Source organism: Paenarthrobacter histidinolovorans, from assembly GCF_014647595.1.
GTDB lineage: Bacteria > Actinomycetota > Actinomycetes > Actinomycetales > Micrococcaceae > Arthrobacter > Arthrobacter histidinolovorans.
In genome coordinates, this window is record NZ_BMPM01000005.1 from 313,529 (window position 1) to 338,677 (window position 25,149).

General features: G+C 62.9%; 29 protein-coding genes. 18 read left to right on the forward strand and 11 right to left on the reverse strand.

Annotated elements, in window-relative coordinates; all coding sequences use genetic code 11:
- Nucleotides 1–48 precede the first annotated feature (48 nt).
- Entirely contained in the window at nt 49–852 is an 804-nt protein-coding gene (locus IEY62_RS14175) for an IclR family transcriptional regulator domain-containing protein (RefSeq protein WP_189018877.1), read from the forward strand.
- 75 nt (nt 853–927) lie between these two features.
- Here IEY62_RS14175 and IEY62_RS14180 read toward each other — a convergent pair whose 3' ends face one another.
- Together IEY62_RS14180 and IEY62_RS14185 are read right to left on the reverse strand one after the other, a co-directional pair.
- Complete coding sequence (locus tag IEY62_RS14180) at nt 928–1,272, reverse strand: iron chaperone (RefSeq protein ID WP_189018879.1); 345 nt, start codon at nt 1,270–1,272, stop codon at nt 928–930.
- A gap of 41 nt (nt 1,273–1,313) precedes the next feature.
- Nucleotides 1,314–1,712 (reverse strand): RidA family protein, encoded by a 399-nt coding sequence (locus tag IEY62_RS14185; RefSeq protein WP_189018882.1) that lies wholly within the window; start codon nt 1,710–1,712, stop codon nt 1,314–1,316.
- 135 nt (nt 1,713–1,847) lie between these two features.
- Here IEY62_RS14185 and IEY62_RS14190 point away from each other — a divergent pair, with 135 nt between their 5' ends.
- The 7 genes from IEY62_RS14190 (at nt 1,848) to IEY62_RS14220 (ending at nt 10,029) form a co-directional block, all read left to right on the forward strand.
- On the forward strand, nt 1,848–2,687 hold the full coding sequence (locus IEY62_RS14190; RefSeq protein ID WP_189018884.1) for a fumarylacetoacetate hydrolase family protein: 840 nt from the start codon (nt 1,848–1,850) through the stop codon (nt 2,685–2,687).
- A gap of 35 nt (nt 2,688–2,722) precedes the next feature.
- Nucleotides 2,723–3,205 carry a cupin domain-containing protein gene (locus tag IEY62_RS14195; RefSeq protein WP_189018886.1) on the forward strand — a complete coding sequence of 161 codons (483 nt, stop codon included), beginning with the start codon at nt 2,723–2,725 and terminating at the stop codon, nt 3,203–3,205.
- 3 nt (nt 3,206–3,208) lie between these two features.
- Nucleotides 3,209–4,081, forward strand: a complete 873-nt coding sequence (locus IEY62_RS14200; protein ID WP_189018889.1) for an acyl-CoA thioesterase — start codon at nt 3,209–3,211, stop codon at nt 4,079–4,081.
- 72 nt (nt 4,082–4,153) lie between these two features.
- Nucleotides 4,154–5,851 (forward strand): AMP-binding protein, encoded by a 1,698-nt coding sequence (locus IEY62_RS14205; RefSeq protein WP_189018891.1) that lies wholly within the window; start codon nt 4,154–4,156, stop codon nt 5,849–5,851.
- Between the two features lie 14 nt (nt 5,852–5,865).
- Nucleotides 5,866–8,256: a bifunctional salicylyl-CoA 5-hydroxylase/oxidoreductase gene (locus tag IEY62_RS14210; RefSeq protein ID WP_189018893.1), complete on the forward strand. Its 2,391-nt coding sequence runs from the start codon at nt 5,866–5,868 to the stop codon at nt 8,254–8,256.
- 2 nt (nt 8,257–8,258) lie between these two features.
- Nucleotides 8,259–9,620: an MFS transporter gene (locus tag IEY62_RS14215; RefSeq protein WP_189018895.1), complete on the forward strand. Its 1,362-nt coding sequence runs from the start codon at nt 8,259–8,261 to the stop codon at nt 9,618–9,620.
- 7 nt (nt 9,621–9,627) lie between these two features.
- On the forward strand, nt 9,628–10,029 hold the full coding sequence (locus IEY62_RS14220; protein ID WP_189018897.1) for an acyl-CoA thioesterase: 402 nt from the start codon (nt 9,628–9,630) through the stop codon (nt 10,027–10,029).
- Between the two features lie 81 nt (nt 10,030–10,110).
- On the opposite strand, the gene IEY62_RS14225 is transcribed toward IEY62_RS14220, so the two are convergent.
- Nucleotides 10,111–10,644 carry an ABC transporter permease family protein gene (locus IEY62_RS14225; protein WP_189018899.1) on the reverse strand — a complete coding sequence of 178 codons (534 nt, stop codon included), beginning with the start codon at nt 10,642–10,644 and terminating at the stop codon, nt 10,111–10,113.
- A gap of 95 nt (nt 10,645–10,739) precedes the next feature.
- Between IEY62_RS14225 and IEY62_RS14230 the strand changes: the two genes are divergently transcribed.
- On the forward strand, nt 10,740–11,732 hold the full coding sequence (locus IEY62_RS14230; protein ID WP_229785308.1) for a PaaX family transcriptional regulator: 993 nt from the start codon (nt 10,740–10,742) through the stop codon (nt 11,730–11,732).
- 63 nt (nt 11,733–11,795) lie between these two features.
- Here the strand turns inward: IEY62_RS14230 and IEY62_RS14235 are convergent, their stop codons facing one another.
- From IEY62_RS14235 to IEY62_RS14245, 3 genes are all read right to left on the reverse strand, one after another.
- A complete protein-coding gene (locus tag IEY62_RS14235; protein ID WP_189018901.1) occupies nt 11,796–12,572 on the reverse strand; it encodes a VOC family protein in 777 nt (258 codons plus the stop codon).
- Between the two features lie 118 nt (nt 12,573–12,690).
- Nucleotides 12,691–14,265, reverse strand: a complete 1,575-nt coding sequence (locus IEY62_RS14240; RefSeq protein WP_189018903.1) for a phytoene desaturase family protein — start codon at nt 14,263–14,265, stop codon at nt 12,691–12,693.
- A gap of 177 nt (nt 14,266–14,442) precedes the next feature.
- Nucleotides 14,443–15,084: an NADPH-dependent F420 reductase gene (locus IEY62_RS14245; protein WP_189018905.1), complete on the reverse strand. Its 642-nt coding sequence runs from the start codon at nt 15,082–15,084 to the stop codon at nt 14,443–14,445.
- Between the two features lie 114 nt (nt 15,085–15,198).
- Here IEY62_RS14245 and IEY62_RS14250 point away from each other — a divergent pair, with 114 nt between their 5' ends.
- Both IEY62_RS14250 and IEY62_RS14255 read left to right on the forward strand, forming a co-directional pair.
- Entirely contained in the window at nt 15,199–15,480 is a 282-nt protein-coding gene (locus IEY62_RS14250) for a hypothetical protein (protein WP_229785310.1), read from the forward strand.
- Complete coding sequence (locus IEY62_RS14255) at nt 15,470–16,153, forward strand: HAD family hydrolase (RefSeq protein WP_189018907.1); 684 nt, start codon at nt 15,470–15,472, stop codon at nt 16,151–16,153. Before IEY62_RS14250 ends, IEY62_RS14255 begins: the two co-directional genes overlap by 11 nt.
- Here IEY62_RS14255 and IEY62_RS14260 read toward each other — a convergent pair.
- Both IEY62_RS14260 and IEY62_RS14265 read right to left on the reverse strand, forming a co-directional pair.
- On the reverse strand, nt 16,150–16,569 hold the full coding sequence (locus IEY62_RS14260; RefSeq protein WP_189018909.1) for a hypothetical protein: 420 nt from the start codon (nt 16,567–16,569) through the stop codon (nt 16,150–16,152). The genes IEY62_RS14255 and IEY62_RS14260 overlap by 4 nt on opposite strands.
- A 329-nt stretch (nt 16,570–16,898) precedes the next feature.
- A complete protein-coding gene (locus IEY62_RS14265) occupies nt 16,899–17,474 on the reverse strand; it encodes a recombinase family protein (protein ID WP_229785312.1) in 576 nt (191 codons plus the stop codon).
- Nucleotides 17,475–17,716: 242 nt separating this feature from the next.
- Here IEY62_RS14265 and IEY62_RS14270 point away from each other — a divergent pair, with 242 nt between their 5' ends.
- Complete coding sequence (locus tag IEY62_RS14270; RefSeq protein ID WP_189018911.1) at nt 17,717–18,571, forward strand: hypothetical protein; 855 nt, start codon at nt 17,717–17,719, stop codon at nt 18,569–18,571.
- 77 nt (nt 18,572–18,648) lie between these two features.
- Nucleotides 18,649–19,164, forward strand: a complete 516-nt coding sequence (locus IEY62_RS14275) for a DUF4265 domain-containing protein (protein ID WP_189018913.1) — start codon at nt 18,649–18,651, stop codon at nt 19,162–19,164.
- A 594-nt stretch (nt 19,165–19,758) separates the two neighbouring features.
- Here the strand turns inward: IEY62_RS14275 and IEY62_RS14280 are convergent.
- Both IEY62_RS14280 and IEY62_RS14285 read right to left on the reverse strand, forming a co-directional pair.
- On the reverse strand, nt 19,759–20,202 hold the full coding sequence (locus IEY62_RS14280) for a hypothetical protein (RefSeq protein WP_189018915.1): 444 nt from the start codon (nt 20,200–20,202) through the stop codon (nt 19,759–19,761).
- 98 nt (nt 20,203–20,300) lie between these two features.
- Nucleotides 20,301–20,579 (reverse strand): hypothetical protein, encoded by a 279-nt coding sequence (locus IEY62_RS14285; RefSeq protein WP_189018916.1) that lies wholly within the window; start codon nt 20,577–20,579, stop codon nt 20,301–20,303.
- A 79-nt stretch (nt 20,580–20,658) separates the two neighbouring features.
- Between IEY62_RS14285 and IEY62_RS21815 the strand changes: the two genes are divergently transcribed.
- Nucleotides 20,659–20,793: a hypothetical protein gene (locus IEY62_RS21815; RefSeq protein WP_268241120.1), complete on the forward strand. Its 135-nt coding sequence runs from the start codon at nt 20,659–20,661 to the stop codon at nt 20,791–20,793.
- Between the two features lie 191 nt (nt 20,794–20,984).
- On the opposite strand, the gene IEY62_RS14290 is transcribed toward IEY62_RS21815, so the two are convergent.
- On the reverse strand, nt 20,985–21,596 hold the full coding sequence (locus IEY62_RS14290; RefSeq protein WP_018780342.1) for an NADPH-dependent FMN reductase: 612 nt from the start codon (nt 21,594–21,596) through the stop codon (nt 20,985–20,987).
- Between the two features lie 187 nt (nt 21,597–21,783).
- Between IEY62_RS14290 and IEY62_RS14295 the strand changes: the two genes are divergently transcribed.
- The 4 genes from IEY62_RS14295 to IEY62_RS14310 all read left to right on the forward strand — a co-directional run bounded on the left by IEY62_RS14295 (nt 21,784) and on the right by IEY62_RS14310 (nt 25,048).
- Nucleotides 21,784–22,980: a Re/Si-specific NAD(P)(+) transhydrogenase subunit alpha gene (locus tag IEY62_RS14295; protein ID WP_189018918.1), complete on the forward strand. Its 1,197-nt coding sequence runs from the start codon at nt 21,784–21,786 to the stop codon at nt 22,978–22,980.
- Nucleotides 22,980–23,312, forward strand: coding sequence for an NAD(P) transhydrogenase subunit alpha (locus IEY62_RS14300; RefSeq protein WP_189018920.1), 333 nt, complete (start codon nt 22,980–22,982; stop codon nt 23,310–23,312). Before IEY62_RS14295 ends, IEY62_RS14300 begins: the two co-directional genes overlap by 1 nt.
- Nucleotides 23,309–24,682 (forward strand): NAD(P)(+) transhydrogenase (Re/Si-specific) subunit beta, encoded by a 1,374-nt coding sequence (locus IEY62_RS14305; RefSeq protein ID WP_189018923.1) that lies wholly within the window; start codon nt 23,309–23,311, stop codon nt 24,680–24,682. Before IEY62_RS14300 ends, IEY62_RS14305 begins: the two co-directional genes overlap by 4 nt.
- Nucleotides 24,683–24,793: 111 nt before the next feature.
- Nucleotides 24,794–25,048: a hypothetical protein gene (locus IEY62_RS14310; RefSeq protein ID WP_229785313.1), complete on the forward strand. Its 255-nt coding sequence runs from the start codon at nt 24,794–24,796 to the stop codon at nt 25,046–25,048.
- The last annotated feature ends 101 nt before the right edge of the window (nt 25,049–25,149 follow it).

A 25,149-nucleotide genomic window follows, 5' to 3' on the forward strand; every position in this document is an offset into this window, starting at 1 on the left:
ACGAATCGCGCAGAGCAGGCCCCACAACGCACCCTAGGATTGGTAACCATGACCGACTCCGCAGTAACCCCGCAGGCCAGCGACCAGTACGTCCAGTCCCTGGCCCGGGGTCTGGCAGTGATCAGGGCGTTCGACGCGAACAACCCCGTCATGACGCTGAGCGAAGTCGCAGCCCGCACGGACCTGACCCGTGCCACAGCGAGGCGGTTCCTGCACACGTTGGTTGAGCTGGGCTACGTCCGCACCGACGGCAAGACCTTCGCTCTCACCGCAAAGGTGCTGCAGCTCGGGTACTCGTACCTGTCTGCCCTTTCCTTGCCGCAGCTTGCCCAGCCGCACCTGGAGCAGCTCAGCCTGAAACTGGGGGAGTCCACGTCCGCCGCGGTGCTGGACGGGCAGGACATTTTCTACGTGGCGCGGGTCGCCACCAAGCGCATCATGAACGTCGGCATCACGGTGGGCACGCGCTTCCCCGCTTACGCGACGTCCATGGGCCGGGTGCTGCTCGCCGGACTTCCGCAGGCCAAGCTCGAGGCCTACCTTTCGACGGCGGAACTCACGCCGCTTACGCCGCGAACCGTCGCCAGCGTGCCCGACTTGAGGGCCGCCGTCGAGCGTGTCCGCCAGCAAGGCTGGTGCCTGCTGGACCAGGAGCTGGAACTTGGACTGATGTCCATCGCAGCGCCGGTGTGGAACCACAACAACGGGGATAACGTGGCCGCCATTAATGTGTCGCTGCAGGCCCAGGCTGTTGCAGCGCGGCCGGACCCGGAGCAGTACCTCGATGACGTGCGGCAGGAAGTAGTAGCAACCGCCAACGCGATCTCCCAGGACGTCTCCGCCAAGCACTAACCCAAGCAGGTCGCAGATCAGGTCGTTCCCAGCGCTGGGAACGACCTGATCTGCGACTCAGATGGGTAGGGGCGGCTACTTCCGGATCGCCGCCAGCCGGGTCTCCAGGATCCTCCGCACCATGGAGTCGGGCACGGGGTTGTCCGCGGAGAACCTCAATGTTCCCGGCGACCACGAGTACCCGCCAAGCTCTTCCGACATCTCGGGCAGGATCTGTCCGCTGAACGGGTACAGCGCCAGGTGCTTCCTGGTTTCGAGCACGCTCACGAAGCCCTTGCCGTCCACCAGCAACGCGGGCATCCCATAGCTTGTGCCTTCCTCGGCGTCAGGGGCGAGTTCCCGGGCAACCCCTACGATGCGCTCCAGAATCGAGCGGTTGGCTTCGCTGACGTTCTCCAAATATTCGGTGACGGTTCCCATAGGGACATGCTTCACCAACCTGCACCAAGAGGGCCAGAGGCTTAGCGCTCCGGAATGACTGCGATGCCCTGGATTTCGATCAGTGCTTCCTTCTGCCACAGCCGTGTGACGCCGATGCCTGCCATGGCCGGGTACTGCGAGCCCGCCATTTCGCGCCAAATTCGTCCGATTTCGCGGCCGTTGGCCATGTAGTCGTCAACGTCGGTGAGGTAGATGGTCACGTTGACCAGGTCCTCGGGTTCACCGCCGGCCTCGCGCAGGGTGGTGAGCACGTTGGTGAACGCCTGCTTGAATTGCTCCACAATCCCGCCGGGAACGATGTTCATGTTCTTGTCCAAAGCGGTCTGGCCGCCCAGGAAGACCGTGTTGCCGGCCAGGATTCCGTGTGCGTAGCCGGATGGTTTGGCCAGTGACTCCGGGTTGATTGTCGTGTGGCTCATGCTGTTCCTCCTCGGTTGTGGCAACTGCAAAAACTTTTGAAAAGCCTCTGTGCAGATCATTTCCGCCGTGCTACGTTGAGCATATGTGACGATCGTAAAAAAGTCGACACATCCAAAATCTCGAAGGGACAAGCAATGAAACTCGCCACCTTGCGCTCAGCCAACGGGGGTACGACGGCGGCCATCGCCACGGGCGACGACGCCTGGCTCGCGCTTCCGGCCAGTGACGTTGGCGCGCTCCTGGGCCGGCCGGACTGGCGGTCCGTGGTGGAAGAAGCCGACGGGGACTTCATCACCGACCCCGAGTACGCGCCCCTGCTGCCGCGCGCAGGAAAAGTGATCTGCTGCGGCCTGAACTACGGGGACCACATCCAGGAGATGGGCAGGGAGCTCCCCGAATACCCCACCCTGTTCGCCAAGTACGCAGACACTCTGGTTGGCGCCAACGATGCTGTAGAAGTCCACGGCAGCGGCCGGGTCGACTGGGAAGCCGAGCTGGCCGTCGTCGTGGGTTCCGAACTGTACCGCGCGGATGAGGAGCAGGCCCGCGAAGCCATCGCCGGGTACACCGTTGCCAACGACGTCTCCATGCGCGACTGGCAGAACCGGACCCTGCAGTGGTTCCAGGGGAAGGCCTGGGATCGCACCACCCCGGTGGGCCCGGTGATGCTGACCGCGGACGAGGCCGGGGAAAGCTTTGATGTCCGGGGCTACGTCAACGGCGAGCTCGTGCAGCAAGGGAACACCAGCACCTTGGTGTTCGGCCCGGCGCAGCTCCTGTCCTACATCTCCCGGTTCACTGTCCTTCGTCCCGGCGACCTCGTTCTGACGGGAACGCCCGGGGGAGTGGGCATGGGCATGACCCCGCCGCGCTTCCTGAAGGACGGGGATGTCCTCACCACCGAAATCGACGGGATCGGCCGGCTGGAAAACCTGTTCCGGATCCATGCCGACGTAGCAGTCCCCGCTTCCTGACAACGTCTCGACCCCACCCACAAAGGAGAAACCCCATGAGCCAGACAACCACTGAATACGTCCTCGAAGGCGACAACTCCATCTACGCGCAGGCAGACGGCAAGGTTGTCCCCGTTGTCACCCGTGCCGGCGCCGAGGACACCAATACCGCCCAGTCCGGCGATTGCATCCGCGTGTCCGGGGTGAGCATCCAGCACACCCCGGCAACCAAGATCTGGTTCGGTCAGGTGTCCAACACCCCCGGCTACCGCTCACTGCCCCACCACCACGGCGAAGCTGAGACGGGAGGCTATGTGCTCCGTGGCCACGGCCGGATCTACTTCGGGGAGAACTACTCGGAGTTCCTGGACATGAAAGCCGGCGACTGGGTGTTCGTACCCCCGTTCATGCCCCACGTCGAGGCCAACATGTCCGTCACGGAAGACCTCGTGTGGCTGACCGCCCGCACCCCGGAAAACCTCGTGGTCAACCTTGAGGACGTTCCGGACGAGACCCTCGCCGATTACCGCAGGGCGTAGGCCATGATCACTGGAACCCTGACCTCCGAGACCTTCCTCCGCGCCGTCCACCTGACCCCGGCGACGGCTGAGATCTTCGATGAAGCGTATGAAGCAACCACCCAGTACGTGCCGTGGCCAAAAGCCTATGGTGGAGACATGGTGGCCCAAGCCGCTGCAGCCATGATGCGCTCGGTGGACGCTGACAGGACCTTGCACTCGATGCACAGCTACTTCATGCGTCCGGTGGATATAGCTTCCAGTGTTCGCTACGAAGTGGAGCGCCTTCGGGATGGCCGCGGATACTCCACCCGCACGGTCCGCGGCTTCCAGAACGGCAAGCCGGTCTACGCGGCCATGGGTTCCTTCCAGGTTCCCGAAGACGGGCCGGACTTCCAGCCTGAGGCGCCTGCCGCCGTCGAGCCTGAATCGCTGCGGTCAGCGGCGGAAGCGCTGAGCGGAACTGACGGCGCGGCGGCGGAGTACTGGTCTGCGGGCCGCAGCTTCGACATGCGCCATATTCCCGGTCCGGTATATGTCGAGCTGGAGGGCGGCATGGCTCCGCAGCAGGCCATCTGGGTCAAAGCCTTTGATGCCTTGCCGGACGACGCCGACCTCCACCGCACAGCCTTGGCTTACGTCTGCGATTACACCATTTTAGAGCCGCTGCTCCGGGTCAATGGATTGAACTGGTCCAGCCCGGGACTCGCAACCGCCAGCCTGGACCACTCCATGTGGTTCCACCGTGACGGCCGTGCCGATGACTGGATTCTGTATGCCCAGGAAGCCATCTCCGGACAAAGCAACAGGGGCCTCGCCATGGGCCGCTTCTTTGACCGGCACGGCAGGCTCCTGGCAACAGTCGCCCAGGAAGGCATGATCCGCGCCGGCGCCTGATCGCTCCTGCACCCAAACAGCCCCACTCCACCCATCCCCAGCTCCAACGACGCACCACTGAAAGGAACGGCCATGAGCATGCTGCCATCGGCCCACGTGGACACGTTCACCCGCGACCACCTGCCGCCCGCCGATACCTGGCCGGCGCTCGAATTCACCCTCCCCGAACTCCAATACCCGGACCGGCTCAACGCTGCCGCTGTGCTGATCGACGACGCTGTCGCCCAGTACGGTGCCGATCGTCCCGCCCTCCGTACTCCAGACGGCGTTGTCTGGACCTACGGCGAGCTGCAAACCCGTTCCAACCAGGTGGCCCAGGTCCTCACCGAAGACCTCGGCGTTGTTCCCGGCAACCGCGTCCTGCTGCGCGGTCCCAACAACCCGTGGATCGTCGCGGCCTGGCTCGGCGTCCTGAAAGCCGGCGCGGTGGTGGTCACCACCATGCCCATGCTGCGTTCCACAGAGGTCGCCACCCTGATCGGACTCACCAAGCCGGTGGTTGCGATTTCGGACCACCGCTTCGTGGATGAGCTCACGGCCGCGGCGGGGGACGACGTTGCTGTCCTGACGTACGGATCGGCCGCAGGAAACGCTGACGACGACGGCGATCTCATCTCCCGTTGCGGGCGCAAGAGCGGGGAGTTCGCCGCTGTGGATACCTCCGCAGATGACGTTGCCCTGCTGGGTCCGACGTCCGGCACCACCGGTGTGCCCAAGGTGACCATGCATTTCCACCGGGACATCCTGGCCAATGCCGACACCTTTGCCCGCTACATCCTTGAGCCCACTGCCGACGACGTCTTCGCCGGGTCCCCACCCCTGGCCTTCACCTTCGGCCTGGGTGGCCTGGTGGTCTTTCCGCTGAGGTTCGGCGCGTCGTCGCTCCTGACGGAGAAGGCCGGCCCCGTGGAACTGGCCGGGCACGCAGCCGCAGCCGGTGCCACCATCCTCTTCACCGCCCCCACGGCGTACAGGGCCATCCTGAAGGAGAAGCGCGGAGAACTCCTGCGCGGCCTGCGGATTGCCGTCTCTGCCGGAGAACACCTCTCCAAGGAGACCTGGGAAGCTGTCCGCGACGCTACCGGCCTGCGCCTGGTCAATGGAATCGGTGCAACGGAGATGCTGCACGTCTTCATCTCCGCTGCCGGGGACGACATCCGTCCCGGGACCACGGGCCGCGCTGTACCGGGTTTCAGGGCCACCATCCTGGACAACGACGGCAATGAACTCGGCCCGGGCAACATCGGCCGCCTCGCAGTGATCGGGCCTACCGGGTGCCGCTACCTGGATGATCCCCGGCAGGCGAACTACGTGGTGAACGGCTGGAACGTCACCGGCGACACGTTCGCCATGGACGCGGACGGGTATTTCACCTACCAGGCCCGATCGGACAACATGATCGTCTCGTCCGGGTACAACATCGGCGGGCCGGAGGTTGAATCGGCCATCGACCAGCACCCGGATGTCGTGGAAAACGCGGTCATCGGGATCCCGGACGAGGAACGCGGCAGCATCGTCTGCGCTTTCGTTGTCCTGCGCGACGGAGTCATTGGCGACGCCGCCAAGCGCAAGGAAATCCAGGACTTCGTGAAGCAGACCATCGCGCCCTACAAGTACCCCCGGGACGTCCGCTTCGTCACCGGACTTCCGCGCAATCCCAGCGGCAAGCTGCAGCACTTCAAGCTCCGCGAAGGGGTTCTTGCACAGGACACTGCCGGGAGCGCGAGCCAGACCGAACAACTTACCCCTGCCGGCCAGAGCCAGGCCTGAGAAGGAGCATCACCATGAAGATCGCAATCGTTGGAGGCGGCCCGGGCGGCCTGTACTTCGCAGCACTGATGAAGCAGCTGGATCCGTCCCACGACATCACCCTCTGGGAACGCAATGCTGCCAGCGACACCTTTGGATTCGGCGTCGTATTTTCCGATGAGACCCTGGGCGGCATCGGCAACGCCGATCCCGTGGTGGCCGAATACATGAGCCGTCGCTTTGCCCGCTGGTCCGACATCGACATCCACTTCCGCGGCGAGATGAAGACGGTGGGTGGCCAGGGCTTCGCAGCGATGAGCCGCAAGGAACTGCTGGAGTTGCTCCAGCGCCGCTGCATTGAACTCAACGTGGACGTCCGCTTCAGCACCCTGGCTCCGGCCGTCGAGGAACTCGAGGCCAGTTACGATCTGGTGCTCGCTGCCGACGGCGTCAACTCGCAGATCCGCGCCAAGTACGCAGACTCGTTCAAACCGAACCTGGATCCGCGGACCAACAAGTTCATGTGGCTGGGCACCAACCAGGTCTTTGAAGCCTTCAAGTTCTTCGTCAAGGAGACCGAGTGGGGTGTCATGCAGATCCACGGTTACCCCTACTCGGATGAGGGCTCCACGTTCATTGTGGAAATGCATCAGGACGTGTGGCACGCTGCGGGCTTCGACGAGACCGCCAACGAGGTTTTCCCTCCGGGTGTCTCGGACGAGAAAGCCATCGCCAAGATCCGTGAAATCTTCGCCGAGGAGCTGGACGGCTACGAGGTCCTCAGCAACAATTCCAAGTGGATCAACTTCACCACGGTCCGCAACGAGAGCTGGCGCCACAACAACGTGGTGCTGTTGGGCGACGCTGCCCACACGGCCCACTTCTCCATCGGCTCCGGCACCAAGCTGGCCATGGAAGACTCCTTGGCCCTGGCTGCGTGCCTGCACGAACATCCGACGGTCCGGGAAGCGCTGGAAGCCTACGAAGCCGAACGCCGGCCCGTGGTGGCGTCAACGCAGCGTGCAGCCCAGGCATCACTTGAGTGGTTCGAGCGCATCGGCCAGTACAAGGACCAGGACCCTACCCAGTTCGCGTTCAACCTGCTCACCCGCAGCCGCCGTATCACCCAGGAAAACCTGCGCCTACGCGATCCCGAATTCGCCGATGCCGTGGACCGCAACTTTGCCGAATCCCAGGGCCTCAGCGAGGTTGCCCCAGCCATGTTCCAGCCCTTCCGCATCGGCGGGCTGGAGCTCAAGAACCGCATCATCGTCTCCCCGATGGACATGTACTCAGCTGTTGACGGCGTCCCGGGCGACTTCCACAAGGTCCACCTGGGTTCCAAGGCCTTGGGCGGTGCCGGCCTGGTCATGACAGAAATGGTCTGCGTTTCCGAAACGGGCCGCATTACCCCAGGCTGCACCGGTCTCTACACCGATGGGCAGCGCGACAGCTGGAAGGAGATCGTGGACTTCGTTCACAGCCGCTCCACCGCCAGGATCGGAGCCCAACTGGGCCACTCCGGCCGCAAGGGCTCCACCAAGCTCATGTGGGAAGGCATCGACCAGCCACTCGAGTCCGGCAACTGGACCGCCGTCGGGCCTTCCGCCTTGCCGTACAGCGCCGAAAACCAGACACCGGTGGAATTGGACCGTGCCGGCATGGGCGCCATCAAGGCGGAGTTTGTTGCCTCGACCCTCCGCGCGGAGGAGGCTGGTTTCGACCTCCTGGAGCTCCACGCTGCCCACGGCTACCTGCTCTCCTCCTTCCTTTCGCCGGTCTCCAACCAGCGGACCGACGAGTACGGCGGCAGCCTGGAGAACCGGCTGCGGTTCCCGTTGGAAGTGTTCGACGCCGTTCGCGCGGCTTGGCCTGCCGGCAAGCCTCTGACGGTGCGCATCTCCGCGACCGACTGGATCGAGGGCGGCAACACCTCCGACGATTCGGTGGCGATCGCGAAGGCATTCGTGGAGCACGGCGCTGCCGGCTTGGACGTTTCCACGGGGCAGGTGGCCAAGGAAGAGAAGCCCGCGTTCGGCCGGAGCTACCAGACCCCGTTCGCTGACCGTATCCGTCAGGAAGTTGCCGCCCCGGCAGGTGCGGCAGTGATCGCCGTCGGCGCCATTTCCAGCTACGACGACGTGAACTCGATCCTTCTTGCGGGCCGTGCCGACCTGATCGCTCTGGGCCGTACGCACCTCTACGATCCGCAGTGGACCCTGCATGCCGCAGCAGAGCAGGAATACCAGGGCCCGGGTGCCCAGTGGGTTCCGCAGTTCCGGGCAGGCCGTCGCAAGCCGCCGAGTTCGCGCACGGATGCGGTCCGGCCGCGGTTGTCGCTGCTCAAGGAAGCGGACATCGAAGAGACCACCAACCACCTGCGCTGGACTCCCGAGTCCGCCGCTGCATCGGTTTTGGTGAAGTAGCCATGGCCACCGCACCGGTCAATGACTGGAACGTGCCCAAGAAGACCACCGGCCTGGTGTTGTTCTGCTGCTGGCTCGCGATCCTTGCCGAAGGTTACGACGTCGGTGTCCTCGGCGCTGTCCTGCCCGCCCTTGCCGAGTACAAGGAATGGAACCTGTCCCCGCTTGCCTTGGGCGGCTTGGGGTCATATGCCCTGATCGGCATGCTTATTGGAGCTCTCTTTATAGGCACGCTCAGCGACCTCGTGGGCCGCAAGAGGATGCTCCTGGCTTCCATGGTGATCTTCACGATCACACAGGCAGGCGCAGCATGGGCTCCCACGCCGGAGCTGTTCGGTATCTTCAGGCTGATCGGCGGCTTGGGCATGGGCGGGGTGATCCCCGTGGCAGCGGCCCTGACCATCGAGTACTCCGCCCCGAACAAGCGGTCCTACAACTACGGCCTCATGTACTCCGGCTATTCCCTGGGCATTGTTGCCGCGGCGCTGGCAGCATTGTTCGTCCTGCCCCTTGGTGGCTGGCGAGCGGTCATCGCCATTGGTGCCGCCCCGGTGGTCCTCCTGCCCATTATCTGGAAGTTCCTGCCGGAATCGCTGGAGTACCTGGAGTCCAAGGGCCGGAAGTCCGAAGCCAAGGCATTGGCCGCGTCGCTGCGGATCGCGAACTACCGGCCCGTGGTTCCGGCAGCTCCCGTTGCGCAAGGTGGTCCTGCGGATCCCTGGTGGAAGACCATCACCACTATGTTCTCCAGGAAGTACCTGCGCTCCACCGTGTTCTTCTGGATCTCGCTGTTCTGCGGGCTGGTGCTGGTTTACGGTCTGAACACCTGGTTGCCGAGCATCATGAAAAAGGCAGGCTACGACCTCGGTTCGTCCCTGACCTTCCTCCTGGTCTTCAGCCTTGCCTCAGCCATCGGTGGCCTGCTCCTCGGCCGCGCGGCGGACAAGTACGGCAAGAAGCTCATCCTGGTGGTGTTCTACATCCTGGGCGGCCTGGGCATCATGCTGCTGGTCTTCCCGAACACCATGGTGGTCAACCTGCTGTTCGTGGCCTTCGCGGGTGTCGGTTCCATCTCCACTTCGCTGGTTCTCACGGGGTACATCGCCGACTACTACCCGGCCAAGGTCCGCGGTACGGCAACCGGTTGGGCGCTCAGTTTCGCCCGGCTCGGTGCGATCTCGGGGCCTTTGATCGGCGGCTGGATTGCTGGTTCCAAGTTGCCGTTTGAAGCCAACTTCGCGATCTTCGCCGGCATCGCGGTACTTGCGGCAGGCGCTGTGGCACTGATTCCCAAGCCGCAGCCTGAGGTGCCGGTGACCGCCGTCGAGGTGGATCCGGACGACGCCGCCGTCAGCACGCGCTAGGAGAGCCATGTTTCCGGAGGCGTGCGTGGAGCGAACCGTCGAATGGGTGGACACGGACGCCTCCGGGCACCAGCACAACTCGGCCATCATGCGATGGGTTGAGGCGGCCGAAGCGGAACTTTTCCGGTCGTTGGAGTTGCCGGACTACTTTCCCAGCGCCCCGCGGGTGCAGCAAGTGGTCAATTACAAGGCCAAGCTGTGGTTCGGCCAGCGCATCACCGCCACGGTGAAGATCCAGGCGCTTGGCCGGACCTCGCTGACCATGGCTTTTGAAGTGAAGTCCGACGACGGCGGCGTCGCCGCCTACGGGACGCTCACCACTGTCCACGTCCCCAACGGAACCACCACGGCGCAGCCCTGGCCGGAGCATGTGGTCCGTGCGATCCAGGGTGTGCGGGCCCGCGAATAGCCCGAACGAGGTGGCAGTTAATGACAATGGAGAACTCCTGGATTGTCATCTACTGCCACCCCGGAGGGGAGATTCAGGTGGTTAGCGCAGGCCCTTCAGGATGTTCTTGGGGCGCTGCATCTCTCCGTGCTTGGCACCGAGAATGATGACCCAGGCGGCGAAGGCGGGAATGGCCCACTGAAGTGCCTTCAGCTGGGTCTGTGCGGACTTCAGCTCATCGGAGGCGCCCGCACGCGGTTCCGTGGCTCCTTCGGCGCCCTCTCCGGCGAGTTCGTCAACCTTCTTGCCCACAATGCCTGCGTACAGGGTGACCGCTGCTCCTGCCAGGGTCACCACAGTCTTGTAGACGGTGTTGGCGGCCACGTTGTCCTGCTTGGCGATGCGCCCCTTGTTCTCCCAGGCGATGGCGAGGTCGGAGGCGAGGTGACCCACAAAGGCCGCTGTCTGGATCGGAGCCCATTTGCCCCAGCCCTTGCTGGACAAGCGGGTGCGCTCGGTGGGGTCCTTTGCTTCTGCGGCTGCTCCGTTGAGCCCGATGGCTCCCATCAATGAGCCGCCGAACCATGCCGCAGCGGTGAGGTCGTGGATGGAACGGGCTACAAGATTTCCTGCCATGATGTGCTTCCTATCGTTGATGCGGAAAGTACCTGATGTGGCTGCTTGGTCCTGTTGCGGAGTTCAAGTGTCCCCCTATAGTAAGCATCCTTATTATGACCTTGCCAGTTCGCTGCCTTTCGCTGGGCGGGCGGAACAGCTCCCACACCTATGATGAAGTGGACTGGCGCCTGAACAGTGGCGCGGAAATGAGGATGTTTTCGATGTTTGCCGTCCCGGCACCCCCGGTGCGCCACCAGCAACTCCTCGTCACGATCTTTGGCCTCTACGGCCGGAACGCGGGCGACGCTTTGCCGGTCTCAGCACTGATTTCCATGCTGGGTTCCCTGGGGTACGACGCTCCAGGCGTGCGCTCGTCAGTCTCCAGGCTCAAGGCCAAGGGCGTGCTCAAGAGCGTGCGTGAAGGTGGAATCGCCAAGTACAAGATCTCCGAGTCCGTCAGCGACGTGTTCCGGGAAGGTGACCGGCGGATCTTCGCCCCTGAGCAGGCTGCCCCCGTAGACGAATGGGTACTGGCCGTGTTTTCCGTGCCGGAGTCCATGCGCAACCGCCGACACCAACTGCGTTCGGCGCTGCTGGGGCTCGGCTTTGGATCTGTGGCGAACGGCGTGTGGATCGCTCCGGCGAACAAGCTGGAGCAGGCCAGGGAGCGGCTCACCAGCAGCGGCCTGATCGAATTCGTGGACCTTTTCCGCAGCGACTACGTGTTTGACGGCCCCATGCGTCCGAAGATCGCCGAATGGTGGGATCTGAACGAACTGGACCAGCAATTCACGGAGTTCCTGGAACTGTATGCGGGGGCCGAGGAACAGTGGACGCAGCGGGTTGGACACGATCCTGAGGCCGCACTGGCTGGCTCCACCCAGGAGCTGCGGCGCGAAGCCTTCCGTTACTACATTCCCATGCTCACCTTGTGGCGCAAGTTCCCCTACAAGGACCCGAACCTGCCCGCAGATTACCTGCCGCCGGAGTGGCACGGGCCCGCAGTCCGCAGGACCTTCCAAGCGGTCCACCGCCTGGCGGCGCCGCTTGCCGCAGCGCACGCGCACGAGGTGATCTCGGAGGCATTGGATCCCGCTGTCGCGTGAGCCTGCAGCCGGACCGCATAGTTGCTTGAGCCTGCAGCCGGACCACATAGTTGCTGGTTCTGGTTAGTCGCTGGTTCTGGGTGCGTCGATGATGCCGAAGGTCTCACCTTGCGGGGCCCGCACGATGGCGGTGCGGCCCAAGGGGCTGTCCGCGGCCGGTCGGATGAGCGTGGCGCCGAGTTCCACCGCCCGCAGCGCAGTGCCATGGACATGGTCGCTGGCGAACCACGTCATCCAATGATCAGGCAAAGAGGCCTCGGCATCGTTGAAAACTCCGCCGACTTCCCTGCCGTCCAGGGGCCTGCGGATGGTGGAGTACTCGTGGCCGTCGTCGTGGATTTCCTGGAAACTGACGTCGAAGACGTCCGTGTAGAAGGACCGCGCAGCCTCTTGATCGCGGGTATGGAGTTCATTCCAGCACAGTGCACCGTGTTCATTGACGCGTTCAGCCCCGATGTGGTTTCCGGCCTGCCAGATCCCAAAGACGGAGCCGAGACTGTCTGATGCCAAAGCCATCCGGCCGGAGTCCATCACATCGAACGGCGGCGCGATCAGTTGGCCGCCGCCGTTCAGGATTTTGCCGGCAGTTTCGTCCACATCATCCGACGCCAGGTAGGTAGTCCACGAGGCCGGCGCCTCCGGAGCCTGTTTGGGTCCGATTCCCGCCACCGCGTGTCCGCGAAGTACCGCGAGGAGGTAACCTCCGGACTCCGGGCCACCGGGGGTGAACGTCCAGTCGAACAGCTCGGCATAGAAGGCCTTGGCCGCGTCCACGTCATCCACTCCCAGATCCACCCACATGGGTGTTGCGGCGGGCCAGGCGGAGATTTTGGTGGACATGGGGCTCCTTGGGGTAGGGCTGCAGATGGGCAGTTGCCTCCCCGAAGGCCCTATGCGCCAGACGTCCGAAGAGGCAACCACCCTTAAAGTGCAGTCAAGGCGCCGTTCGTGACACGGTTTAGTCCTGCAAATCCTCCAGGACGGCCATGGCGGCGTTGTGGCCGCCCAGTCCACTGACTCCGCCCCCGCGCCGGGCACCTGCACCGCACAGGAAGATGTTCGGGTAGCCCGTTGCGACGCCCCACCGTTCAGCAGGGGAGGCCCGCGGCTCGTCATCCTCCAGGAAGGGCCACTGCAGCTTGCCGTGGAAGATATTGCCCCCGGACATGTTCAGGGCGTGCTCAAGGTCAAGGGTGGTCTTGGCTTCGATGCAAGGGTTTCCGTCGGCGCCTGTGAGCAGAAGGTCCTCGATGGGTTCGGCCAGGACCGAGTTCAGCGATTCGAGGACGGCGGCCTGGAGCTTGGCGCGCATCCCGTGGTTGTTTTCTTCCGTCACCAGCCGGTCCGGGGTGTGCAACCCGAACACCGTCAATGTGTGCGTTCCGGCGGCCGCGAGCTCCCCGGAAAGGATGCTGGGATCAGTCAATGAGTGGCAGTAGATCTCGCAGGGGAGTGGGCTGGGTATCTGCCCGTCGGTGGCCGCACGGTGCGCGTCGGCAAGCTGCTGGTACGTCTCGTTGATGTGGAAGGTCCCGCCGAAGGCGGCCTCGGGAGTGACCGTGGCATCCCGAAGCTTTGGAAGGCGCTTCAGGAGCAGGTTCACCTTGATCTGCGCCCCTTCGGGCCGGCTGATTTCCTGCGGTGACGGCACTCCCACAAGGTCCTGCAGCACCCACGGCGAAACGTTGGCGAGGATACGCCGGCCTTGGAAAATGTGTTCGCTGCCGTCGCGCCGGAACCGGACCCCGCCGTCGTCGGAAATGGCTGTTACCTCCGCCGACGGCAGCAGCACCGCCCCGGCATCCCGGGCCGCCCGCTCGAGTTCGCGGGAAACAGACCCCATGCCGCCCAAGGGTATGTCCCACAGCCCGGTTCCGTTGCCGATCACGTGGTAGAGGAAGCAGCGGTTGGCGTCGAGCGATGGGTCATCCAGGGATGTGAAGGTGCCGATCAGGGCGTCGGTGGAAACCATGCCCCGGACCAGATCGTGGGTGAGGCGCTCTGTGATGACCTGATCCAGCGGATTCTCGATGAAGGCGTTCCAGAGGTTGTCGTCGGCCACCAGGGCCCGGGCTTCCGAGCGGCTGGGCAGTGGTTCGCAAACGGTGGGAAACAAGGCCTGGGCGAGCTTGCCGGTGTCGGTGTAGAAGCCTTCCAGCGCGGCAAAGTCAGCTCCCGCACCTACGTTTTCGAAGGATTCCCGGCTGGCTTGGGAGTCTCCGCCGTCGATCAGGAGACCCGTTTCGGGATTTTCGGGGTCCGGCGTGTAGGAGGAGTATCTGCGGCGGGCCAGCGCTATGTTCAGGCCGAGCTCCTGGATAATCCGTTGGGGAAGCAGGCTGACCAGGTATGAGTAGCGTGAGAGGCGGGCATCGACGCCCTTGAAGGCGGCCGCTGAAACGGCAGCCCCGCCAAAGTGGTCGTCCCGCTCCAGGACGGCTACGCTCTTGCCCGCCCGCGCCAAGTAGGCGGCCGCTGTAAGTCCGTTGTGGCCGCCGCCAACAATGACTGCGTCGTAAAGGGTCTTTTCCATAGGGCGAGACTAGACCGGCCGGAGTTCCCGCTTACGGATACTGGTTCGAATGGTAAGGGAAGCTTGGGCTTATCTCCAATGACGTTGTGATGAGCGCCACTTCGGCGCGTTGTGGGACTGTTTCACGACGTGCGGCGGCGGGCAAGCGCGAGCCGCTTGCCCGCCGTCGTGCCTGCCCTAGACGGTACGGTCCGCCTTGGCGAGGTTCTCTTCAAGCTCGGCGGCGTTCTGCCGGATGACGTAAGCCGGGCGGTCGCGCTCCACCCGCCAGCTGTCCGCAAGGGGTCCAATGTTGACGGTGTCGAAACCGAATTCGTCGTAAAGCCTGGTGACGAGCTCCGCTGCTTCCGGGAAGTCACTGGCGGTTGCCAGGGCGCGACGGTTCGGCGTCCCCGCGGGAGTGCCGTCCGTAGTGATGTCCTTGGCGAAGATGTGGTTGAAGCCCTTTGCCACCTTCGAGGTGGGGAGGTGCTTCTGGAGCAGGCCGGACGTGGTTGCTTCACCGTTGTCCAGCTCGGGAATGCGTCCGTCGCGCTCCCAGTAGTAGTTGTTCGTGTCGATAACCACCTTGCCTTCGAGTGGCTGGGCGGGAACGTCCCGGTAGTTCTTCAGAGGGACGGTCACGACGGCGAAATCGCCCGCCGCTGCCGCTTCGGCCGCCGTCGCGGCCCGGGCGCGCGGCCCCAGTTCCGCGACGAGGTCACCGAGGGTTTCGGGTCCGCGTGAGTTGCTGATCACGACGTCGTAGCCGAGTTCCACCGCCTTGCGTGCAACCTGGCTGCCAATGTGTCCTGCACCGATAATTCCGATTGTTGTCATATCCACGCCAACAAGAACTTGCAGGCGCCTATTTCCCGCGTTACGGATTATTTCCAAAGGCCTATACTAAGTAGTCTTACTAAGCTGTTTTTCATCGAAAACGAGGAGGTAGCGATGGCCGGCCGTTTGGAACTGGTGGAAACGCCCGATGGGGGATATCGGATTTTGATGGTGGATGGCGGGGATTGCCTGATGGGTTTGTCCAAGCGGTTCTCCACGGTGGATGACGCCGTGGAGGGGGTGGCCGCCATCCGGGAAGTGGCGGGTACGGGCCTGCTGCAAACCGGCTCCGCGGAGCGGTACGCCGTGCTGATGCTGGAAGAGCCGGTGATTGATTCCGCGCTCGCCGCCCAAGGGGTGCGGGCACAACCGAAGGTGGCCAACTGTGGCAACTGATGCGACGTCTAAGAAGCGCGGTGTCCTGTTCGATGTGGACGGCACCCTGATCGATTCGAGTTACTTCCATGCCATGGCGTGGTGGCAGGCCTTCCGGCGGGAGGGGTTGGACGTCGAAATGTCGGCCATCCACCGCCGCGTGGGCATGGGCGGCGACCGGCTCATCCAGAGCCTCGTCGAGGAGTCCTCCGAGGATTTACTGGAAGACCTGAAGTCCTCGCACAGTGCGGTTTTCTCGACTTTCTGGCCTTCCCTGCGCACCTTCGAATCCGCCCGGGATCTCCTGGCGGCATGCTCGGAGGCCGGGCTGGCTGTTGGCTTGGCGTCCTCGGCGCAGGACCGCGACCTTGAGGTCAGCCGCAGGCTCCTCGACGCCGGATCCTCCATTGACGCGTGGACGAGCTCCAACGATGCCAAAGAGAGCAAGCCCGCGCCCGACATCCTGGAAGCGTGCCTGGAGAAGCTGAACCTGAGCCCGGAGGATGTTGTCTTCGTGGGCGACGCGGTGTGGGACGTAAAGGCCGGCTCGGCCATCGGCGTTCCGGTGATCGCCCTGACCTGCGGCGGAATCAGCGAGGCCGAACTGCGCGACGCCGGCGCCGCGGAAGTCTATGACAATCCGCGGCACCTGCTCGAAAACCTTGAGAACAGCCTCATTGGCAAGCTGATTTAGCGTTCCCCGCTGATTCCCTTGTCCCGTCCGCGCCGGTTCCGCAGGGTCCACACAATCAGCGCAATGATGATCAGTGCCGCAACGCCCGCCAATACCCACGGCACGGCACTGGTGCGGGTCTGCTCCTGGGGATCGGATTCTCCGGTTCCCGGGTTGGCGGGTCCGCTGCCCGCGGGGTTGGGCGTGCTCGGCTGTCCCGACGACGGCCCGGGGTTGGTGGGGGTCTGCGTTGACGGGCCCGATGGGTTGCTTGCATCCGGTGAGGGCGTTGCCGTGGTGGCGGCTACGCTGCCCTGCGCGTGGACGGTGGTTGTGGCTGCCGCCGGGGCTGCGGCGTTTGCTGCGGCGGTGGTGGATGCCATCGACCCGGCAAAAAGGGCCAAGGCGGCTGACGTCATGGCTAATTTACGAAGCATCGGTATCTCCTGAGTAGGGGGCGTGTCCGCGAATCCTCATACTCGTAAGCATACTGACTAAATCGTCGCCGGTGGATGGTCCCTTTGGGTGCCGCTTCAGGACTTCGCCCGCGAGATCCTCGACGTCGATAGCTTTGTCGATCTTGGGAACAGTTTTTAGGAAACCTGTAGTGATTGCGTCCGACCAAGCACTCAGAACCCCCAGGCGGCAGCGCTTTGATCACGCTGAATACGCTGGGCGAACTGTTTTCCTGTGACTTTCGGCGCTAAATGGCGGTCTTTTTGCGGCACTATTTGGCGCGTTCCCGGCAGGAGGCGCCGCATCGGTCTCAGATGGTGCGCCTTTGGAGCTCGCGGTACACCGTGGTCCGTGACACCCGGAACAGCTCGGCCAGTTCGGCCTGCGTATGCTCGCCGGCGTCATGCAGTGTCAGAAGGTGCTTCCGCTGTGTCTTGGACAACTTTGGTTGCTTGCCTTTTAGCCGCCCCTTGGCTTTTGCTACCGCCATGCCCTCGCGGGTGCGCATCCGGATCAGATCCGCCTCAAACTCGGCCACCATTCCCAGGACGTTGAACAGCAGACGGCCTACCGGGTCAGTTGGGTCGTGGGTGCTTCCACCGAGACTAAGCACAACCCCCTTAGCTGTTAGCTCATCGGCAATGTCCCTGGCATCAGATAGAGAGCGCGCCAGCCGGTCGAGCTTGGTCACCACGAGCGTATCGCCGGCCCGGCAGGCCGCCATTGCTTGACGGAGACCTGGGCGCACTCGATTCGCTCCCGTGAGTCCGTGATCGACGAAGATCTGGGTCTCTTCCACACCCAAAGCAACGAGGGCATTGCGTTGGGCAGTGAGGTCCTGGTCGTTCGTCGAGACCCGTGCATAACCGATCTTCATTCCAGTCATAAGGAACATGGTTGCAGTAATCCCCCCCCGTCACCGTGCATTTCATCGTGCGGGTCTTACGTACATGGCCCATGCCAGCAATGGCGCAGAGCGTTGCGACAGGCTTTGGCAGCACGGTGATCGACCGGCTTACGGGCACGTCCTCAGAGGAACATTTCACGCACGATGCCGCGTTGCCTGCGTTGTTGGTAGGTTTACGATCAGATGCTGGAGGGTCCTAAGACGAAAGATGGTGCTCACGCATGGAACCAGGTCCCCAGAACCTGTTGGAGCTGAGACAGGCGGGGGACGCGAAGCCCTTTGGGTTCCTTGACCTCGTCGCCCCGCAAGTCGGTGGCGGGAAACTTAGTCCAGAAGATCTCTCACAAATCGAGGCACATCCTGATGCAACCACCCTTCGTATCAGTGGGCTGAGCCAAGCCGCATTTGAGCGCTTGGTCTCCAACTACGGGAACCAGTTCACAGCAATTGAATTCTGGAAGTGCCCCAGGATTAATGACCTCACCCCGATCGAGGATTTGTCAGAGCTCCGAATGGTCTCGTTCTACTGGAACCAGCGGTGCACTCGCCTATGGGACCTTTCGCGCACGCCGCTTCTGACTGCGCTACGTGTTGAAGATTTCAACCGGCTCCATCGGCTGGACGACCTCGTGGCAGGGCATGAACTGAAGGAACTCATTCTCGGCGACGCAGTGTGGGACAAAACCACTTTTGAGACGCTAGAGCCCTTAGCAGAGTTGACTGGATTACGGAGTCTAAGCCTGCTTCCGAAACGCATCGACAACGGACGGATCCAGCCGCTTGGGAAGCTTACCAACCTTGAAAATCTGCGGATCCCCTTCAACATGTTCACGACAGAACAGATTGCGTGGCTCCGAGCCCGCCTTCCAGAAACGACGAAATCAGAAGCACTGAATGCCCTCCTCCCTTTAGAAAAGCCCTTTGACGTCGACGGCAAGTCCCTTGATGTTCTTCTGATCGGGAAACGTATGCCATGGCTGAACTCCGAACAGAACGCGGCAAGAATAGCCAAGCACGAGTCCAGGTTTCAGGAAATGGTAGCCAATTTTCGAAGCGACCCAACTCTTGAGCCGTAAGCGATCCCTCGTCGGACACAGGAATGCATGCCCGCTGGAGCGCTCTCATGGATGCGTTCGTTGGGTAGTCTCAGCTGGTGACTGACTACCGGCAACATCCCAGCGTCGTGGCACACTGGCGCGATGGTTCACTCCAGCCCCTTCCAGAAGCTCAGGAAGCGCAAGAGACCATATGGTTCGCGGTGCCCCCTGAACCTGACACGGAGCAGATGTGGGAGGGTCTTCGCGGTCGCTTGGAAGAGGACGGCACAGCGACTGTCTTGGCAGTCCCCGCTTATCTCTATGACGTCAACTTTGGCGACGGCGTGAATGTGATGCGATCGGCGGAGAATGCCCTTGTTGTCACCGGAGTGGAGCGCGACGCTCGCAACTTCGCATTCAGAGTGCTGCTGAAATCGGATGACCCCAACGCGTGGCAGCCCCTGGCCTCTGAAGTTGCCGAGCAAGGTTGCCTCCTCGATTTCATCTCTCCGCGGTTCTTCGCCATATCTTGCGGCGAGCCCCAGGCGCAGGAAGTCGCCGACAGATTGTTCGCACTGGAACGCGATGGCGTCCTTCATTATGAGACCGGCCGAACACAACAGGTGAAGTAGGCAGCCGACGGAACTGGTGTCCGTTGAAGGATCCTTTAGCGGGCGCTGATTGGGTAGTCGAAAATGTTTGCCGAGGTCCGTTCCTGCTGCGCTGTGGAATGCGGAATCATGCTCCACCGGGCTGGCTCATTGAAAATGGAAGAATGTGGCCATGATTAGTACCTGCCGTGGGCTGATGGTAGCGGCTCTCGTTTCTTATGGAGAGGAGAAAGCAGCCGGATGGGCGCGCAAAGCATCTGTCGAGGAACTGCAAAGAACTCTCACGGTCGCCGAGTGGATTCTGCACTTTGGCCCCCACCCGAAAAGTGGGGCAAGCATGCTCATAGACAACGCAGTCGCCCTAGCGGGAGTGTATGTTCACGAAGGCTCTCCGCGTGATCTCAGCCGGAAGCGACGAGACCTCAGAGCCTGGAAACAGGCGAGAGACGACGACAGCGGAGTCATGGGCCAAGCGGTGAAGGGAGCGGATAACTACGATGCGGTGGGTTCAGACGCTCGGAGCTTTTGGTCACGGGAATAAGTGTGCGGTGAGGGATCCTTTAACGGGAGGGCTGGCTCTGCAAGGGACGGGGCTTTGACGGTGTCCTTTTGTATCTAGCTTATTGTGAACAGGTCTGCTGAAGTGGCGTAGCGAATGACTGGGGCGCCTGTTGACCCCTCGTCTCTGAGCACGACGTCTCGACGAAGAGTCGCTCCGAGCTTGCGCATCAAGTTGGCAAGCCCGTCCATTGCGGCCTGGTTGATGAGTTCCCGAAGGTCGACGTCAAAATATACGCCGTCGGGCCCTGGGAAGAAGTTGACACGCACTCCGTCAATCGGCCAGACGGCAATGATCTCAAACTCGGCAAGACCATGCCTATTGGGTGGAAGCGGTGAATGGCCATCGCTGGTCGTCACTTTCCAATCGCTGTCGTGCAGCATCGCAAACAGCACATCCCAGTCCTGTTCCGCACTCCCGACCACTTCTCCATCAGGGAGTACGCCGGGATCATCCCCGAAAGCTCTATGGACGCGCGCCCAATCAAGTTCAGATCTCATGAGAACCATGATGGCGCACATTAGGAGGCTGTCAGTCTTTTCCTACGCGCCCCCTAATATGTCCGCATAGCCATCCGTTAGCGGACACACGCAGTGAACTAGGGCAGGTCGTGCCACGCCTGTCCGAACTCTGCCTCGGTAACAGCCCATAGCTGCCACTCATCTAGCGGAGCCAGCGGCTCCTGCGCCAGAAGACCAAATTCGTCCTCTACATGTCCAGGGTCATAACGAAGAGTCGGGCCAGAATCGTAAACCTCGATCTGGCGACTCGGCCGGCCGTCGTCCCCGACTTCGAAGTAATAAGTGGCGGGACCCCACGAGGAATACTGGTCGCCTCGGGACTCGTTCCACGGCCTCCGGTAGTAGTGAGTTGCCATGAGAGCAGTGTGCCCTATTTCCTGTACCCCAAGGGATGGCTCACCACGTAACGAGTACCCAGTCTCCAGGGAGATCTCCATGGCTGAGAGCGTCCAGTGCAAAGCTACGGGCTTCTTCCGTGTCGGACCCTGTGTAGGACCACCAGGGCACCTCGAGGAGCATGCCGTCACTTTGGTAGTCCCTGAGATCCAGTCCGAGAACCAGGCGACCTGAGTCGGCAAGTGCTTCGATGGCGGCTGAAGCCTAGGATATCGGCCAACTCACTTCACCGTTCGGGTCGCGCAGTGCTCCACGTTGAAAGCCTTCAGTAACGAACGAGAGGTCCTGGAAAGTCATATCGATGTTTCCTCCCGGTCCCGGGGGTGCCGCACGCCTGAAGGGCGGCACCCCGCGGCCGAGTGCATCTAGCGCGTGAGCTTGGCCGAATCCGGCTCCGGGTCGCCGATGTGACCCGGCGCGTTGGCTGCCAGGACACGTTGGACGAACGCGCTGTACTCCTCCATATAGTGGCGCAACAGCGCGGCGGTCCCTTCGTCCTTAACGGAACCGTCGTCGTCGTACGCGTCTGCCACGAAGCGGATGTACGCCTCAGGCGCGTTCAGCTGCGGCGCGTCCAGGAAGCTCAGAACGCTGCGCATGGAGGACTGCATCACTGCGGTGCCGATGCCACCGGGCGAAGCGCCGATGATTCCGGTGGGTTTCCGTGCGAACGAGTTGGTGCCCCAGGGACGCGAGCCCCAGTCGATGGCGTTCTTCAGGGCGCCAGGGATGGAACGGTTGTATTCGGGGGAGATGAACAGGATCCCGTCCGATGCCGCGATGGCGTCCTTCAACTCCCGGCCCGCGGGCGGAAAGTCGGCGTCGTAGTCGGAGCTGTAGAGGGGAAGATCCTTGATGGCGATCTCATGGAACTCAAGTTCAGGGGGCGCGACGCTGATCAGCGCTTTGGAGAGGACCCGGTTGATGGAATTGCTGGCCAGGCTTCCCACGAAATAGCCGATTTTGAAAGTGTCCATGGCGGCGTTCCTTTCCGACGGCACGGCCGGAACCGGCTCGTCGACGGTGTGGTGGCGGGTTGACCCGCTTCAACCGACCCTAGTGGACTTGTTCACATAGCGCAGCCCCCCCTACTCCCGCCCGGACCCTTGCGGTCATAGACTCATGCCAACTGGGTTCTGGAGCGTTCCGGAAGAGGGGTGGCGGGTGAAGGCAGGCATAGCACGCGAGGCACTCGACGGCGAGCGGCGGGTGGCCGCCACGCCGGAAACAGTCAAGCAATTGGTGGGCCTCGGCCTGGCGGTGGAGGTTGAATCCGGTGCCGGGCTCGCCTCCGGTCACAGCGACGACGACTACCGCAGCGCAGGAGCGTCCGTGGTGGGGTCCCTGGACCTCGGATCGTTGGACGTCTACTGCCACGTGCGTCCCATGGACCCGACGACGGCGGGAGCCCTCCGCCGGGGCGCCGTCACCGTGGGATTGGGGTCGCCGTCGTCGGAGTTGCCTACCGTGCGGGCGCTCGCCGTCGGCGGGATCACTTCTTTTGCCCTTGAACTGGTTCCCCGCATTTCGCGCGCCCAATCCATGGATGCGCTGACTTCACAGGCGCTGGTGGCGGGGTACCGGTGTGTTTTGGAAGCCGCCATGCGGTTGCCGCGGTTCTTCCCGCTGTACATGACGGCGGCAGGAACCATTCCACCTGCCCGCGTCCTGGTGCTGGGCGCCGGTGTGGCTGGCCTCCAGGCCATCGGCACTGCCAAGAGGCTTGGCGCGCGGGTTTCAGCCAACGATATCCGCCCGGCGTCGGCGGACGAGGTTGCCTCCATGGGTGGCACGTTCATCAAGTTGGACCTGGAGACAGCGGAGGCCTCCGGAGGGTACGCGCGGGAGCTGAGCGCGGACAGGGGAGCACTGCAACGGGCGCTTCTGACACCGCACGTGGCGCAGGCTGATGTGCTGATCACCACTGCCGCGGTTCCGGGCAGGCGGGCACCCCTGCTGGTGAGCCGCGAGATGGTCCAGGGCATGAAGCCCGGGGCCGTGGTGGTGGACCTCGCCGCCGAATCGGGCGGCAACGTGGAGGGAAGCATTCCTGGGCAGGACATTTCCATCCCCACGGGAGACGACCAAGGCACAGTGACGCTGGTGGGGATGAAGGATGTCGCCTCGGCCATGCCCGCTGATGCCTCCCGCCTCTATGCCAAGAACGTGGCCAACCTGCTGGCACTGATGACCCGGGACGGCGTGGTTTCGCCCGACTTTGAGGACGATGTGGTGGCCGGGACCTGCCTGACCCACGAAGGCGCAGTCCGGCACGCCCCCACGGCGGAAGCACTCGCCGCCCTCGCCGGTGAGACCGCACCCTTTGGAAGTATCCAGCCCGGAACGGAAGGAGTCCGCTGATGGACGGTATGAGTCTGCTGACGATCACTGTCTTGGCCGTGTTCGTGGGCTTTGAAGTTGTTTCCAAGGTCTCCAGCACTCTGCACACACCCTTGATGTCCGGGGCCAACGCGATTCACGGCATCATCCTGGTGGGGGCCATCATCGTGGCGGGCCAGGCAACGGACCTGTGGGTGTTGGTGGTTGCCCTGCTGGCGGTCGTCCTGGCCACGGCCAACCTCGTGGGGGGATTCGTGGTGACTGACCGCATGCTGGAGATGTTCCGGGGAAGGCAGCGGCCGCCGTCGAAAACTGAAGCCGCGGCAGGGGCAGTTGAGGAGCGCCGCCCGTGACGCTGTTGAATCCCACCTGGACGGCATTGCTGTATTTGGCAGCAGCAGCCTGCTTCATCCTTGCCCTCAAAGGGCTGAATTCGCCACGCACGGCCCGGCGCGGGAATTTGATTGGGGCACTTGGGGCACTTCTTGCTGTGGTGACCGTATTTGTTTCGGTGAAGCTGGATAACGTGCCCTGGATCCTTGGTGCAGTTGCTGTCGGTGCCGGAGTTGCTGCCCCGGTTGCCCGCAGGGTTCAGATGACGCAGATGCCGCAACTGGTGGCCATGTTCAATGGCGTAGGTGGTGGCGCCGCGGCACTGGTTGCCTTGCTGGAGCTTTCACACACGGGCGATCCCTGGGTGCGCCTGGCGATTGTCTTTACGTTGCTGGTGGGCGCAGTGTCGTTTGCCGGGTCGGGGGTGACTTTTGCGAAGCTCCAAGGGCTCATGACCACTCGGCCGGTGACTTTCCCCGGGCTCCCTGTGCTGATGGCCCTGGTGCTGCTGGCTGCAGTGGGGGCAGGCGTTGCAGTGATCCTGAACGGTTCGCTGGTGCTGGCGTTGATTCTGTTGGTTCTTGGGCTTACAGCCGGGGTCCTGCTGGTGTTGCCGGTCGGTGGCGCCGATGTGCCGATCGTCATTTCGTTGTTGAACGCCTTCACCGGTTTGGCCGTTGCTGCGTCCGGGCTGGTGCTCGGAAATGTTCTGTTGCTGGTTGCCGGCACCTTGGTTGGAGCATCGGGCACCATCCTCACCCGGGCCATGGCGGCGGCGATGGGACGCAGCGTTGCCGGCATTATGTTCGGCGCCTTCAAGGGCGGGTCCACGGCGGGTTCCACCGCTGTGAGCGAGCGGCCGGTGCGTTCGTCCAGTGCCGAGGACGTAGCGGTCCTCCTCGGCTATGCGCAAAGGGTGATCATCGTTCCGGGGTACGGTCTTGCGGTGGCGCAGGGGCAGCACACGGCCGCCGAGTTGGCTCTGGCCTTGGAGTCGCGAGGAATCGAAGTGGACTTTGCCATCCACCCGGTCGCTGGGCGCATGCCCGGACATATGAACGTATTGCTCGCCGAGGCCAATGTTCCCTATGAATCCCTGAAGGAAATGAGCGACATCAATTCCGAATTCAAGACTGCGGATGTCGCCCTGGTGGTGGGCGCCAACGATGTTGTGAACCCCGCAGCGAAGACGACTTCCGGTTCACCGATCTACGGGATGCCCATCCTGGAAGTATCGGACGCCAGGCAGGTGGTGTTTCTCAAACGCTCCATGCGGCCGGGGTTTGCCGGAATTGAGAACGAGCTTCTTTATGAACCCCAGACCACGTTGTTGTTCGGCGACGCCAAGGACTCTTTGACCAAGGTGCTTGGCGCGGTGAAGGCGCTGTAGCCCATTAAGTTGTGGACATATATTAAATCGATCAAGGAATCGCGTCATGGATTGACCGGTGACAGCACACCTCCTGTACAGGGTTTTTGTGGAGGATATGAGGAGTCATCGGTGCAAGAGGGTGCGAAAGATTCGCTGTTCGGTGTCCGCTTTGATCAAGCAGGGGGCAAACGGGTCTCCGACTGGAAGTTGCTCGTGGGCCAAGGTGTGCAGATCCTGCGCGGGAAGGACGTGGTGGACGAGGGCGTTGTTGATGCCGTGACCTTTGACGGAAGCATCCTGTGGCTCAGGCAGAAGGGGGCGACCGGCCGGCGGATGGTCGTGAAGGAGCGAGGCGTTGGCGTCAGGGTCCGCGCCCTCAAATAGGGTGGGATCTCTTCCTGCGGGCGTCTTCCGGACCTTCCCGACGGCGGGACCGCGGCCTAAGGTAAACGGTAAGAAGTACCCTGTCGTTTCCGACCGCATTA

Coding starts and splice junctions, on each gene's coding strand:
- IEY62_RS14210 (WP_189018893.1), top strand. CDS start 5,866: ATGAAGATCGCAATCGTTGGAGGCGGCCCGGGCGGCCTGTACTTCGCA.
- IEY62_RS14175 (WP_189018877.1), top strand. CDS start 49: ATGACCGACTCCGCAGTAACCCCGCAGGCCAGCGACCAGTACGTCCAG.
- IEY62_RS14250 (WP_229785310.1), top strand. CDS start 15,199: ATGGCCGGCCGTTTGGAACTGGTGGAAACGCCCGATGGGGGATATCGG.
- IEY62_RS14180 (WP_189018879.1), bottom strand. CDS start 1,272: ATGGGAACCGTCACCGAATATTTGGAGAACGTCAGCGAAGCCAACCGC.
- IEY62_RS14195 (WP_189018886.1), top strand. CDS start 2,723: ATGAGCCAGACAACCACTGAATACGTCCTCGAAGGCGACAACTCCATC.
- IEY62_RS14245 (WP_189018905.1), bottom strand. CDS start 15,084: ATGACAACAATCGGAATTATCGGTGCAGGACACATTGGCAGCCAGGTT.
- IEY62_RS14225 (WP_189018899.1), bottom strand. CDS start 10,644: ATGGCAGGAAATCTTGTAGCCCGTTCCATCCACGACCTCACCGCTGCG.
- IEY62_RS14215 (WP_189018895.1), top strand. CDS start 8,259: ATGGCCACCGCACCGGTCAATGACTGGAACGTGCCCAAGAAGACCACC.
- IEY62_RS14270 (WP_189018911.1), top strand. CDS start 17,717: ATGGAACCAGGTCCCCAGAACCTGTTGGAGCTGAGACAGGCGGGGGAC.
- IEY62_RS14260 (WP_189018909.1), bottom strand. CDS start 16,569: ATGCTTCGTAAATTAGCCATGACGTCAGCCGCCTTGGCCCTTTTTGCC.
- IEY62_RS14230 (WP_229785308.1), top strand. CDS start 10,740: ATGACCTTGCCAGTTCGCTGCCTTTCGCTGGGCGGGCGGAACAGCTCC.
- IEY62_RS14190 (WP_189018884.1), top strand. CDS start 1,848: ATGAAACTCGCCACCTTGCGCTCAGCCAACGGGGGTACGACGGCGGCC.
- IEY62_RS14185 (WP_189018882.1), bottom strand. CDS start 1,712: ATGAGCCACACGACAATCAACCCGGAGTCACTGGCCAAACCATCCGGC.
- IEY62_RS14300 (WP_189018920.1), top strand. CDS start 22,980: ATGGACGGTATGAGTCTGCTGACGATCACTGTCTTGGCCGTGTTCGTG.
- IEY62_RS14290 (WP_018780342.1), bottom strand. CDS start 21,596: ATGGACACTTTCAAAATCGGCTATTTCGTGGGAAGCCTGGCCAGCAAT.
- IEY62_RS14240 (WP_189018903.1), bottom strand. CDS start 14,265: ATGGAAAAGACCCTTTACGACGCAGTCATTGTTGGCGGCGGCCACAAC.
- IEY62_RS14285 (WP_189018916.1), bottom strand. CDS start 20,579: ATGGCAACTCACTACTACCGGAGGCCGTGGAACGAGTCCCGAGGCGAC.
- IEY62_RS14220 (WP_189018897.1), top strand. CDS start 9,628: ATGTTTCCGGAGGCGTGCGTGGAGCGAACCGTCGAATGGGTGGACACG.
- IEY62_RS14200 (WP_189018889.1), top strand. CDS start 3,209: ATGATCACTGGAACCCTGACCTCCGAGACCTTCCTCCGCGCCGTCCAC.
- IEY62_RS14205 (WP_189018891.1), top strand. CDS start 4,154: ATGAGCATGCTGCCATCGGCCCACGTGGACACGTTCACCCGCGACCAC.
- IEY62_RS14265 (WP_229785312.1), bottom strand. CDS start 17,474: ATGACTGGAATGAAGATCGGTTATGCACGGGTCTCGACGAACGACCAG.
- IEY62_RS14280 (WP_189018915.1), bottom strand. CDS start 20,202: ATGAGATCTGAACTTGATTGGGCGCGCGTCCATAGAGCTTTCGGGGAT.
- IEY62_RS14235 (WP_189018901.1), bottom strand. CDS start 12,572: ATGTCCACCAAAATCTCCGCCTGGCCCGCCGCAACACCCATGTGGGTG.
- IEY62_RS21815 (WP_268241120.1), top strand. CDS start 20,659: ATGGCTGAGAGCGTCCAGTGCAAAGCTACGGGCTTCTTCCGTGTCGGA.